General features: G+C 65.6%; 14 protein-coding genes. 4 read left to right on the forward strand and 10 right to left on the reverse strand.

What is annotated here, in order from left to right; translation table 11 throughout:
* From HUW43_RS03260 to HUW43_RS03285, 6 genes are all read right to left on the reverse strand, one after another.
* The coding region (locus tag HUW43_RS03260; protein WP_223181245.1) for a hypothetical protein at nt 1–378 on the reverse strand (378 nt) is incomplete at its 3' end.
* On the reverse strand, nt 378–2,192 hold the full coding sequence (locus tag HUW43_RS03265; protein WP_188236071.1) for an ABCB family ABC transporter ATP-binding protein/permease: 1,815 nt from the start codon (nt 2,190–2,192) through the stop codon (nt 378–380). The genes HUW43_RS03260 and HUW43_RS03265, both read right to left, overlap by 1 nt.
* A 119-nt stretch (nt 2,193–2,311) precedes the next feature.
* Nucleotides 2,312–2,461 carry a hypothetical protein gene (locus HUW43_RS03270; protein WP_188236072.1) on the reverse strand — a complete coding sequence of 50 codons (150 nt, stop codon included), beginning with the start codon at nt 2,459–2,461 and terminating at the stop codon, nt 2,312–2,314.
* 106 nt (nt 2,462–2,567) lie between these two features.
* Nucleotides 2,568–3,143, reverse strand: coding sequence for an LptA/OstA family protein (locus HUW43_RS03275; RefSeq protein ID WP_188236073.1), 576 nt, complete (start codon nt 3,141–3,143; stop codon nt 2,568–2,570).
* Entirely contained in the window at nt 3,140–3,778 is a 639-nt protein-coding gene (gene lptC / locus HUW43_RS03280; protein WP_188236074.1) for an LPS export ABC transporter periplasmic protein LptC, read from the reverse strand. Before lptC ends, HUW43_RS03275 begins: the two co-directional genes overlap by 4 nt.
* Nucleotides 3,779–3,795: 17 nt before the next feature.
* Nucleotides 3,796–4,413: a ribonuclease D gene (locus tag HUW43_RS03285; RefSeq protein WP_188236075.1), complete on the reverse strand. Its 618-nt coding sequence runs from the start codon at nt 4,411–4,413 to the stop codon at nt 3,796–3,798.
* Nucleotides 4,414–4,674: 261 nt separating this feature from the next.
* Here HUW43_RS03285 and HUW43_RS15915 point away from each other — a divergent pair, with 261 nt between their 5' ends.
* Nucleotides 4,675–5,433: a cold-shock protein gene (locus tag HUW43_RS15915; protein ID WP_188236076.1), complete on the forward strand. Its 759-nt coding sequence runs from the start codon at nt 4,675–4,677 to the stop codon at nt 5,431–5,433.
* Between the two features lie 97 nt (nt 5,434–5,530).
* Here HUW43_RS15915 and HUW43_RS03295 read toward each other — a convergent pair whose 3' ends face one another.
* Nucleotides 5,531–5,989 carry a DMT family transporter gene (locus HUW43_RS03295; RefSeq protein WP_188236077.1) on the reverse strand — a complete coding sequence of 153 codons (459 nt, stop codon included), beginning with the start codon at nt 5,987–5,989 and terminating at the stop codon, nt 5,531–5,533.
* Nucleotides 5,990–6,225: 236 nt separating this feature from the next.
* A complete protein-coding gene (locus HUW43_RS03300; RefSeq protein WP_188236078.1) occupies nt 6,226–7,236 on the reverse strand; it encodes a MipA/OmpV family protein in 1,011 nt (336 codons plus the stop codon).
* A gap of 173 nt (nt 7,237–7,409) precedes the next feature.
* Here HUW43_RS03300 and HUW43_RS03305 point away from each other — a divergent pair, with 173 nt between their 5' ends.
* Nucleotides 7,410–7,649, forward strand: a complete 240-nt coding sequence (locus HUW43_RS03305) for a hypothetical protein (protein WP_223181246.1) — start codon at nt 7,410–7,412, stop codon at nt 7,647–7,649.
* 46 nt (nt 7,650–7,695) lie between these two features.
* Nucleotides 7,696–9,624, forward strand: coding sequence for a 1-deoxy-D-xylulose-5-phosphate synthase (dxs, locus tag HUW43_RS03310; RefSeq protein WP_188236080.1), 1,929 nt, complete (start codon nt 7,696–7,698; stop codon nt 9,622–9,624).
* Nucleotides 9,625–9,654: 30 nt separating this feature from the next.
* Here the strand turns inward: dxs and HUW43_RS03315 are convergent, their stop codons facing one another.
* On the reverse strand, nt 9,655–10,089 hold the full coding sequence (locus tag HUW43_RS03315) for a PaaI family thioesterase (protein WP_188236081.1): 435 nt from the start codon (nt 10,087–10,089) through the stop codon (nt 9,655–9,657).
* A gap of 79 nt (nt 10,090–10,168) precedes the next feature.
* On the opposite strand from HUW43_RS03315, the gene HUW43_RS03320 reads away from it, so the two are divergent.
* On the forward strand, nt 10,169–10,528 hold the full coding sequence (locus HUW43_RS03320) for a winged helix-turn-helix transcriptional regulator (RefSeq protein WP_188236082.1): 360 nt from the start codon (nt 10,169–10,171) through the stop codon (nt 10,526–10,528).
* A 15-nt stretch (nt 10,529–10,543) separates the two neighbouring features.
* On the opposite strand, the gene HUW43_RS03325 is transcribed toward HUW43_RS03320, so the two are convergent.
* On the reverse strand, nt 10,544–10,963 hold the full coding sequence (locus tag HUW43_RS03325) for a DUF3035 domain-containing protein (RefSeq protein WP_188236083.1): 420 nt from the start codon (nt 10,961–10,963) through the stop codon (nt 10,544–10,546).
* Between the last annotated feature and the right edge of the window lie 15 nt (nt 10,964–10,978).

A 10,978-nucleotide genomic window follows, 5' to 3' on the forward strand; every position in this document is an offset into this window, starting at 1 on the left:
TACACCATCGCCTACACCGGAAATTACACCACGAGCGCGGACGCTAACAAGAGAATCTAGGTTCTCGATGGTATCTTTTCCATGTTGGCGCACGACCGTGCCGTAGGTTGAAATAAGGCTCCCAAGAGCATCTGAAAGTGTGCGCTGCAAAGTAGGAACCCACTTCGCATACGCTTCATCGATTTCGTCGGCGGCATATTCTCGAGTAGCCGTAAAAGCGAAGATGGCCTTTCCAAGCGTTTCTTCCAAGAAACCGAAAGTTGCTACCGCTCGACCCAAAGCCTCCCAGAACTCGTCACTATGTTTATGGGTGGGGAATGACGCCGGGAGGCTATCGATATCGACTATGTAGGATTTCCGACGGTGATCATTTTTCATCAAACCGTCCCCTCTTCCTTCTCGGCCTGCTGCCGCGCCCACATGTCGGCATAAAGGCCGCGCATCGCCAGCAGCTCGTCGTGCGTCCCCGTCTCTGCCACGCGTCCCTTGTCGAGCACGATGATGCGGTCGGCGCCGGTCACGGTCGACAGGCGGTGCGCGATCACCAGTGTCGTGCGGTGCGCCGCGATCCGATCCAGCGTATCCTGGATCGCCGCCTCGGTGCGGCTGTCGAGCGCGCTCGTCGCTTCGTCGAGGATCAGCAGCGGCGGGTTCTTGAGCAAGGTCCGCGCGATCGCGACGCGTTGCTTCTCGCCGCCCGACAGCTTCAACCCGCGTTCGCCGACCTCGGTCTCATAGCCTTGCGGCAGCAGCGCGATAAAGCCGTCGATCGCCGCACCCTTGGCCGCCGCCGCAATCTCGTCGGCGCTCGCGCCTTCGCGGCCATAGGCGATATTGTAACCGATCGAATCGTTGAACAACACCGTGTCCTGCGGGACGATACCGATGCTCGCGCGCAGGCTTTGCTGCGTCACCTGCGCAATATCCTGCCCGTCGATCAGGATGCGCCCGCCCTGCGGATCGTAAAAGCGGAACAGCAGCCGCGCGATCGTCGATTTGCCCGCCCCCGACGGTCCGACGATCGCCAGCGTCTCGCCCGCGCCGACCGCAAAGCTCACGCCATTGAGGATTGTGCGGTCGGGATCGTAACCGAAGACGACATTCTCGAACGCCACCGCGCCGCCGTTCACCGCCAGCGGCGCCGCGCCCGGCGCATCCGAAATCTCCGGCGGCGTGTCGATCAGGCGGAACATCGCCTCCATGTCGATCAACCCCTGCCGGATCACGCGATAGACCATGCCGAGCATGTCGAGCGGGCGGAACAGCTGCGCCAGCAGCGTGTTCACCAGCACCACGTCGCCGACCTTATATGCGCCGACCGACCAGCCCCACACCGTATAGGCCATCGCCCCCGCCAGCGCGGCGTTGGTGATCAGGCTCTGCCCGATGTTGAGCCACGCAAGGCTGTTCTCGCTCTTCACCGCGGCGCGCGCATATTGGTCGGCGACGTCGCGATAGCGCGCTTCCTCGCGCGCTTCGGCGCCGAAATATTTGACCGTTTCGTAATTGAGCAGGCTGTCGACGCTGCGCCCGATGGTCAGCGTGTCGAGGTCGTTCATCCGCGTGCGCAGTGCATTGCGCCAGTCGGTCACCCGCCGCGTGAAGATGATATAGACGACGACCATCAGCGCGGTCGCACTCGCCAGGCCGAAACTGAACCTGGTCCAGAAGATGATGAGCACCGCGGCGAGTTCGATGATCGTCGGCGCAATGTTGAACAGCAGGAAATAGAGCATGGTGTCGATGCTCTTGGTGCCGCGCTCGATCACCTTGGTGACCTCGCCCGTCCGTCGCGCCAAATGAAAGCGCAGACTGAGCGCGTGAAGGTGGCTGAAGGTCGCGATCGCCAGCTCGCGCGTTGCATCCTGCCCGACGCGCTCGAACACGACATTGCGGAGGTTGTCGAACAGCACCCCGGCAAAGCGCGCGCCGGCATAGGCGAGCACCAGCCCGATCGCGAGCGCGACCCCTTGCTCCATCCCCGGCGCCATCGCGTCGATCGCCGCGCCATAGAGGAAGCCCATCGACAGCTGGACGCCCTTCGACGCCAGCACGATCAGCCCGGCCCCGACAATGCGCACCTTGTGTCCCCGATGCCCCGCGGGCCACAGATAGGGCAAAAAACGCTTCAGCGTATCGAGAACGGGCGGTTCCTTGGCCGCGTCGGCGGAAGTGGCGGTATCGGGCGGCATGCGCGACCCATGTAGGGGGGCGGGGGCGGAACGCCAAGCAGACTGAAGGGTAAAGTCAAGCAATCCCTGCAATTCGTCACCCGCCCTTCGCCGGGATGACGATTATGGGAACCGTCGTGCTAGAGTTTCTCGCGCGGCCCCAGATGCCGCATGATCCGTTCGATCAGGCGCCGCTCCTCGCTCGTCGGCGTCGGGATGACCGCTGCGGGCGGCTCGGCGCGGCGACCGAACAGCGGACGACGGGGCGGAACAAGCGGGGAGAAGCGCATCGGGGGCTCGCTTTCATGGCGCGGCGTCGCCCCCCGGCACCGCAATGGTTCTGGTCCCGGCGCCCATGGTGAACGCGCATGGTTGCAGAACCGTATAAGGCGCTGGTTACTGCTTTCTTTCCGGTACGGTGAAGGTGCCGGTGACGCGCCCGCCGGTGCCGCCTGCGATCGGATTGCCGTCGGGCCCGCGCGCCGCGCCGCGACCGTCGACGGTCGCGCGACCGCTATTAAGGTCGATCACCAGCCGCCCGCCGCGCAGATTGTTGCCGCGCTGGCGCAGCTCGACATTGCCGACCATGGTGATCAGGCGGCGGTCGAGGTCGTAGATGGCGACATTGCCGCGCGCCGATTCATCGCCCTTCACCACCGTCACGCCGCCGGTTGCATCGAGCCGGTTGACGTCAGTGCCCCCGGCGCGCGTATAAGCGACGGTCATCCGCGGCGCAGTGACCGTCAGCCCCGCCTGCGTGACGCGGACGCCGCCCGCCAGCACCACGCGGTCGGCGCGGTCCTGCACCTCGATGCTGCCCGCGGCGAAATCGACCGGCGCATTGCTGTTGTGGTTGGCGAGCGCCTGCGCTGCTGCGCGGTCGCCGCCGCCCGCCGACAGGATAGCGAGGCCCGTCAGCGCGAATCCCGCGCCGGCGAGCATCAGGCTCTTCGGCGTCCAAAGCCGGTTCATTCGATCACTCCCTGGTTGATCCGCAGCCGGGCATTACCCTCCAGCCGGACAGTCCGCTTGTCGAGGTCGGCGGACAGCGCGTTGGCTGAAAACTGCCCGATGTTCAACGCACCTTCGACGCCGCCCGTTCCGACCAGGCTGCGCGTCTTCAGATCGACCGCTACATTGCTTGCATCGAGCCGATAGCCGTTCGCGCCGCGCACGCGCACCGTGCCCGGCACTATGACACGGCCGGTTTCCATATTATAGGCGCCCCGTTGCGCCACGATCGTCGCCGGACCATCGGTCAGGCGGATCGCACCGGACAGGTCGGTCATCCGTACGACGGGTTCGGCCGAGCTTTTCTGGACCGCGCTGCCCGCGAGCAGCGCAAAGGGCCGACCCATGGCGTCCTGTCCGCGATATTCGGCGCGCGTCACCTTCATCCGTTCGCTCGCCATGTCGACCTTGTCCTTGGCGAGCAGGAAGCTGATCTCGGCGCGCTGGGTAAAGGGCGAAAAGACCAGTACCGCGGCGACCACGCCGATCACCAGCGGCAGACCATAACGCAGGATCCGCACCACACGATCGTGGCTCGATCCGCTGCGCGCCCACATCTGGCGCTTGGTTCGGTCAAGATCGGCGCGTTCGGACATCGCTTGTGTATCGACCCTCAGCTGTGCGCGAAAATATCGGTTTCGGGCCAGCCGGCAAGGTCAAGCGCCGCACGCGTCGGCAGGAAATCGAAACAGGCCTGCGCAAGCTCGGTGCGTCCCTCGCGCGCCAGCCGCGCGTCGAGAATCTCTTTCATCGCGTGCAGGAAACGCACGTCGCTTGCGGCATAGTCGCGCTGCGCCTCGCTCAGTTCGGCGGCGCCCCAGTCGCTCGACTGCTGCTGCTTCGACACCTCCTGCCCCAGCAATTCGCGCACCAGTTCCTTCAGCCCGTGGCGGTCGGTATAGGTGCGAACCAGTCGCGACGCGATCTTGGTGCAATAGACGGGCGCGGTGACGACGCCGAGCGCCTGCTGCAAGGCGGCGATGTCGAAGCGCGCGAAATGAAAGAGTTTCAATCGGCCGGGATCGGTCAGGATCGCCTTCAGCACCGGCGCATCATAGTCGCTGCCCGGTTTGAAACGGACCAGATGCTCGTCGCCCGACCCGTCGCTGATCTGGACGAGGCAAAGCCGATCGCGCAGCGGATTGAGCCCCATGGTTTCGGTATCGACCGCAACGGCGCCGGCGCCCAGCACGCCTTCGGGCAGGTCTTCTTCGTGGAAATATACGCTCATCCCGCCGCCTTAGGCCAAGCGGCCGCGCCGCTCAATGACTGGTTTTCGCTGGCCTGCCGGGCGCGGCAAGGGTCGCGGCAATTCGCGCCATATCCGCAAAGGCGCGGCTGCAATTTTCTGTTCGCAGCCTGTGGATAATTAGGCTATATCTTGCGTCCTTGGTGGCATGGGGCGAGTCCGTGCCCGTGGTGAACTGCGTCCCCGTCCGGCGCAAGGAGCCGGTAAAATGGGGTGTGGACGACCGAAAGCGACTACTAAGCAATGAGTTTCAACAAGGATCGCCGTGGCCATCGGGGACGCGGCAGGCGCGATGATTTCGGCAATTTCGACAGTTTCGAACCGGCCCCCTATGGCGGCGATTCCTATGGCGGCGGACGCGGCGGCTTCGGCGATCGCGGCGGCTTTGGCGGCGGCGACCGCGGCGGCTATGGCGATCGCGGCGGCTTTGGCGGCGGCGACCGTGGCGGCGGCTTCGGTGGCGGACGCGGCGGCGGCATGCCTGCACAGGTCGTCGGCGAAGGCCAGGGCACGGTAAAGTTCTTCAACCCGTCAAAGGGCTTTGGCTTCATCGCCCGCGCAGACGGCGGCGACGACGTGTTCGTCCACATCAGCGCGGTCGAACAGGCGGGGCTTCAGGGCCTTGCGTCAGGCCAGCCGCTCGCCTTCACGCTCGTCGAACGCAACGGCAAGGTGTCGGCGATCGACCTCAAGATCGAGGGCGAACCGATGCCGGTCGAAGAGTTTGCCCCGCGCCAGCGCGAGGATCGGCCGGGCGGCGCGCGCGGGCGGCGACAGCTGACCGGCGAGCGCACGTCGGGAACGGTGAAGTTCTTCAACACGACAAAGGGCTTTGGCTTCATCGCGCGCGACGACGGCCAGGCCGACGCCTTCGTCCACATCAGCGCGGTGCAGCGCGCGGGCATGGCGGGCCTTGAAGAAGGCGACCGCGTCGCGTTCGACATCGAGGTCGACGACCGCGGCAAATTCGCCGCGGTGAACCTGCAGCCGCATCAGGACTGATCGGCGGCACGACCAGAAAGGAAGAGGGCGGCCATGAGGCCGCCCTTTTTATTGGCAGGGCAGGCCGGAACGGGCGGCTGGCCGCCCCCTGGCGCGCTCAACCCGTGCGCCGCGCAAGCCATATGCCGACAATCATCAGCGCGATCCCGGCGACGCGTTTCAGGTCGATTGCCGATCGGATGGCGCCGAACAGGCCGAAATGGTCGATCGTCGCGGCGCTCACGAGCTGGCCGAAGAGCACGAAGAAGATCGCATTGCCAACGCCGAAGCGCGGCGCAATGAAGGTCACGGCGATCACGTAAAAGGCGACAAACAGTCCGCCAGCATAGAAATGCGCGGGAATGTCGCCCGTAAAGCGCACCGCGCCAAGCGAGCCGGTCAGCAACGCACCCGCCGCCGCGATCAGGAAGGCAAGGCCAAAGAGGATCATCGACGCGGCCATCGGGCTGCCGAGCCGCGCACCAAGCCCGCCGTTCAGCGCCGCGAGGATCGGAATACCGACGCCGGTGAAAAACATGATGGCGGCAAAGGCGGGCGCGGCATTGTTCACGGTCATCTCTCAGGCTCCTTGGCTGGCTTTTGCAGCCAGCGATATGCGGCGACGGGCACGCCGCCCACCCCCAATTGTCCAGATCGACCTCGTCGATATTGACCATGATGGTCGCGGATGCACGGGCGCGAGCGGGATGAAGCGGAGCCATGTCGGGGCGCTTGCCTGACCTTCCCTTGTTCGTCATTCCGGCGCCGGCCGGAATGTCGCTGGAAAGGTTGGCAGCCCTGCGTCGCAGCCTTTCAGAACTGATATGCCAACCCGCCGCCGAACAGCCATTGATCCGCGTCACCGATATCGGCAACGATCGGCGAGCGGGCGAAGCGTTTGCCCAGACGGCCATATTGCGCGCCGCCGAGCAGGACGAATCCTTTGCGCAGATCGCCCGACAGCGCATAGGCACCCGCGATCCCGAACGTATATTTGCCTGCGGTCGCCTTTTTCCCCGCCCCGTCATAAACGGGCAGGCCGCTCGCCGCGCTGCCCGCGGGGTCGATGTCGTAATAATAGCGGCCAAAACCCTTGCCGTAAAAATTGACCGACGCCGACACGCCGACATAGGCGCGCTTTGACAGGGGCGTGCCATAGTCGATCGTCGGTGAAGCCGCCCAGCTGCCGTGGCGGCCCGATACGTCCTTGAGCGCGACGACACGAAAGGCGACCTGGTCATAGGCGCTCGTGATGACGCCGGTGTGCGAAATCCCCGCGAACAGCCCGGTTTCGACCGCAACCTTGCGCTTGCCGAGCGCCGCGACCTGCGGATCGTCGATCTTGCCGGCGCGGTCGCTGCGCAGGCTGATGATCGGGCCGAATTTGAAATCGGTTTTCTGCCCGCGGCGCTGGCGGATCAGGTCGACCTGAAAATTGGTGCCGCGCGTCGAGAAGGAATAGCCGCTGATCCGGCCGCGCAGATAAACGGCAGGGACGAGGCGGCGACCGTCGGCACCATTATATTCGGGGGTGCTGAGCACGCCCGCGGCGACCGCGAAATAGTCGCGCGACCATGTGCGTTCGGGATCGTCATCCTCGGGGCGCGCTGCGGGCAGCAGGATATTTTCGTCAAGCTCGCTATCCTGAAGGTAGCGCGGCGCATCGTCGGACCTGTGCGGGACGATGATACCGCCCTCCTCCGCAAGATCGGCGGGAGGCGAGGTTTCCGCGGCAGTTGCCGGACCGATCGCCAGCGTCGCGGCGGCAAACAGGATCAGCGCTGGCGCGGGATGACGGAGTCGCGTTGAACGGGGCGTGGACATGCGTTGGTCATTCCTATGCTCTTGCCCCTCTTGCCAAGCGTGTAAGTAAAGCGCGCGCTATTGCAACGACTTCGTCTTGCGATGGGGCGATTTTGCTTCCATGCGTCTTGCATGCACCGCTTCGCCACCGCCATTTTCCCCGTCCTTCGCGTCCGCTTCGCGTCGCCGCGCGGATGAGCCGCGTGCCGCGCCTTGCCGGCTATGCGCTGATGGCGGCCGCGGCGCTGCTGGCGCTCGCGATGCGGCGCGGAACGGTCGAAAGCGTCGGCCCCTTCCCCGTCGCCGCGATCGCGCTGCTCGTCGGCATGGTGGGGGTGATGCTGGTATTCACCGATCTGATGGTGCGCGGGCTTTATGCCCAGCTGGATGCCGCGAAACGGCGCGAGCGTGAGTCCGATCAGAGGGACGAGTGAACCCTTTTCGTTCGACACCCCATGCGCTTGGCAGTATGACCGCGCGATGACCGACCGTCCGCATACGCCGCTGCTCGACACGGTGGATGTCCCCGCCGACCTCCGCAAGCTGAAGCCCGAAGATCTCCGCCAGTTCGCCGACGAGCTGCGCGCGGAGATGATTTCCGCCGTCGGCACCACGGGCGGGCACCTGGGCTCCGGCCTTGGCGTCGTCGAGCTGACCACCGCGATCCACTATGTTTTCGACACCCCGCGCGACAAGCTGGTGTGGGACGTCGGCCACCAATGTTATCCGCACAAGATCATCACCGGGCGCCGCGACCGGATTCGCACGCTGCGGCAAGGCGGCGGGCTGTCGGGCTTCACCAAGCGCAGCGAGAGCGAATATGACCCGTTCGGCGCGGCGCATTCGTCGACGTCGATCAGTGCGGCGCTGGGCTTTGCCATCGCCAACAAGCTGAACGACCAGCCCGGCCGCGCGATCGCGGTCATCGGCGACGGGTCGATGTCGGCGGGCATGGCCTATGAGGCGATGAACAACGCCAAACAGGCGGGCAACCGCCTGATCGTCATTTTGAACGACAATGACATGTCGATCGCACCGCCCGTTGGCGGGCTTTCGGCCTATCTTGCCAAGCTGGTGTCGTCGCGCCCGTTCCTCGAGCTGCGCGAGATTGCGCGGCGCTTTGCGCGCAAGCTGCCCGAACCGCTGCACAAGGCGGCAAAAAGAACCGACGAATATGCCCGCGGCATGGCGATGGGCGGCACCTTGTTCGAGGAGTTGGGATTCTACTATGTTGGGCCGATCGACGGGCATAATCTCGACCATCTGATTCCCGTGCTCGAAAATGTCCGCGACAGCGAACATGGCCCGGTGCTGATCCACGCGGTGACCAAGAAGGGCAAGGGTTACCCCCCCGCCGAAGCCGCCGCCGACAAATATCACGGGGTCCAGAAGTTCGACGTCATCACCGGCGAACAGGCAAAAGCGCCGCCGGGACCGCCCGCCTATCAGAATGTCTTTGGCGAAACGCTCGCAAAGCTTGCCGAAACCGACAAGCGTATCGTCGCGATCACCGCCGCGATGCCGTCGGGCACCGGCGTCGACAAGTTCGCCAAGGCGCATCCCGACCGCGCGTTCGACGTGGGCATCGCCGAACAGCATGCGGTGACCTTTGCCGCGGGGCTGGCGGCGCAGGGGATGCGGCCGTTCGCCGCCATATATTCGACCTTCCTCCAGCGCGCCTATGACCAGGTCGTCCACGATGTCGCGATCCAGAATCTGCCCGTGCGTTTCGCCATCGACCGCGCGGGGCTGGTCGGCGCCGACGGGTCGACGCACGCGGGCTCGTTCGACATCACCTATCTTGCGACCCTGCCCAACATGGTGGTGATGGCGGCGGCCGACGAGGCCGAGCTGGTCCATATGACCTATACCGCCGCCGAACATGACGATGGCCCGATCGCCTTCCGCTATCCGCGCGGCAATGGCACCGGGGTTGCCTTGCCCGATGTTCCGGTGAAGCTGGAGATCGGCAAGGGCCGTATCGTGCGCGAAGGCAAGACGGTAGCGATCCTGTCGCTCGGCACGCGATTGGCGGAGGCGCTCAAGGCCGCCGACACTTTGGAAGCGCGCGGGCTGTCCACCAGCGTCGTCGACCTGCGTTTCGCCAAGCCGCTCGACGTGGAACTGATCCGCCGCACCCTTGCGAACCACGAGGTGTGCGTGACGATCGAGGAAGGCAGCATCGGCGGGCTAGGCGCGCATGTGCTGACCCTGGCGAGCGACGAAGGGCTGATCGACGCGGGGCTGAAACTGCGCACGATGCGCCTGCCCGATGTGTTTCAGGACCAGGACAAGCCCGAATTGCAATATGACGCCGCGGGTCTCAACGCCCCGCAGATCGTCGATTGCGTGCTGAAGGCGCTGCGCCACAACAGCGCGGGGGTCGAGGAAGCGGGCGCGCGGGCGTGAACGGCTGAAATGGGGCGGCCTGCGGGCGGATCACCCCACGGGCACGATCGTCGCCTGCGCGATCGCGCAGCGGCGCGGTTCTTCGCCATCGCTTTCGGCCCAGACGTCGGCGCGCACGATCGCCTGGCGCTTGCCCGCCTTGATCACGCTGCCTTTCGCGCGCAGGTGGCTGCCCTTCGCGGGGGCGAGAAAGTTGATCGTATAGCTGCCGGTGACGACGTCGCCGATCACGCTCGACGCCGCCCAGGCGCAGGCATTGTCGGCCATCAGCCCGACGATCGCGCCATGGGCATAGCCGTGATGCTGGGTCATGTCGGGGCGCAGCGCGAGCAAAAGTTCGGCCTCGCCCTCGAAACAGCGGATCGGTTCGACGCCCAGAAAGGCGGTGAAGCCCGAGGCATCGACCGCGACGCTTTTCATATAGGCGACGGCTTCGTCGTTGCTGGCAAAGCGCTGTCCACGCATGGGGAGAATCCTGTTTAGTCTGGATTGCAGACCTTATCGCCGCTTGCGTGCGGCGGCGTCAAGTCTTAAATCCAGACTTATGAGGGATTATGTGGCCTCGCGTTCGCCCTGCGCCGTCGGCCGTGCCTCGCGGCTGCTCGGCGACCGCTGGGTGCTGCTGATCCTGCGCGAAGCGTTTCTGGGCTTCGACCGCTTCGAGGATTTCATCGAACGGCTGGACATTTCGCGCGCCGCGCTGACCTCGCGGCTCGGCTGGATGGTCGCGGCGGGGGTGATGGAGCGGGTGCCGCCGGACGGCAAGCGCGCCGCCTATCGCCTGACCGACGCGGGGCAGGCGCTGCGCCCCACCTATGACGCGATCAAGGCGTGGGGCGATGCATGGCTGCCGCGCGTGCCGAAAGAAAATGGCCCGGACGATGCCGGGCCGGGACCTTGTTGATCTGAAAACGCTGGCTTAAGCGCCCGGAATCGCCGCCTGCGCGTCGCGGCCGTCGCCTTCGGGCGCGGCCAGGATATCGCGGACGACCAGTCCCTTGTCGACGACCTGCGTTTCGGGGCTGCCGACCTGGCTGCGGATGCCGGGGTCCGCGCGCGCGCCGTCGGCGCTGCCGATGATCTGCGCCTCGCTTGCGCTGCGTGCCGAGGGGCCGCCGAAGAGCGCGCGCAGCGTCTGTTCGGCGGTCGATTCGCCGCCGGGGCGCGCGGTGCCGGGCGCGGGCGGGGTGAGCGCGAAATCGGGCGGCACGACGAGCGGCGCCTGACGCGACACCATCATCTCGTCGGGACGGTCGCGGCTGAACAGGCTGTTCGACCCGCAGGCCGACAGGGTGGTGGCGACGATCGAGGCGGCCAGGATGGCGGTGGTCCGGTTCACGACAATATTCTCCTA

Source organism: Sphingopyxis sp. LK2115, assembly GCF_014595975.1.
Lineage (GTDB): Bacteria > Pseudomonadota > Alphaproteobacteria > Sphingomonadales > Sphingomonadaceae > Sphingopyxis.

What these genes read in the sequence shown, in the direction of transcription:
- HUW43_RS03275 (WP_188236073.1), bottom strand. Translation starts at nt 3,143, where the DNA reads ATGAACCGGCTTTGGACGCCGAAGAGCCTGATGCTCGCCGGCGCGGGA.
- HUW43_RS03300 (WP_188236078.1), bottom strand. Translation starts at nt 7,236, where the DNA reads ATGTCCACGCCCCGTTCAACGCGACTCCGTCATCCCGCGCCAGCGCTG.
- HUW43_RS03305 (WP_223181246.1), top strand. Translation starts at nt 7,410, where the DNA reads ATGAGCCGCGTGCCGCGCCTTGCCGGCTATGCGCTGATGGCGGCCGCG.
- lptC (WP_188236074.1), bottom strand. Translation starts at nt 3,778, where the DNA reads ATGTCCGAACGCGCCGATCTTGACCGAACCAAGCGCCAGATGTGGGCG.
- HUW43_RS03265 (WP_188236071.1), bottom strand. Translation starts at nt 2,192, where the DNA reads ATGCCGCCCGATACCGCCACTTCCGCCGACGCGGCCAAGGAACCGCCC.
- HUW43_RS03270 (WP_188236072.1), bottom strand. Translation starts at nt 2,461, where the DNA reads ATGCGCTTCTCCCCGCTTGTTCCGCCCCGTCGTCCGCTGTTCGGTCGC.
- HUW43_RS03285 (WP_188236075.1), bottom strand. Translation starts at nt 4,413, where the DNA reads ATGAGCGTATATTTCCACGAAGAAGACCTGCCCGAAGGCGTGCTGGGC.
- HUW43_RS03320 (WP_188236082.1), top strand. Translation starts at nt 10,169, where the DNA reads ATGAGGGATTATGTGGCCTCGCGTTCGCCCTGCGCCGTCGGCCGTGCC.
- dxs (WP_188236080.1), top strand. Translation starts at nt 7,696, where the DNA reads ATGACCGACCGTCCGCATACGCCGCTGCTCGACACGGTGGATGTCCCC.
- HUW43_RS15915 (WP_188236076.1), top strand. Translation starts at nt 4,675, where the DNA reads ATGAGTTTCAACAAGGATCGCCGTGGCCATCGGGGACGCGGCAGGCGC.
- HUW43_RS03295 (WP_188236077.1), bottom strand. Translation starts at nt 5,989, where the DNA reads ATGACCGTGAACAATGCCGCGCCCGCCTTTGCCGCCATCATGTTTTTC.
- HUW43_RS03315 (WP_188236081.1), bottom strand. Translation starts at nt 10,089, where the DNA reads ATGCGTGGACAGCGCTTTGCCAGCAACGACGAAGCCGTCGCCTATATG.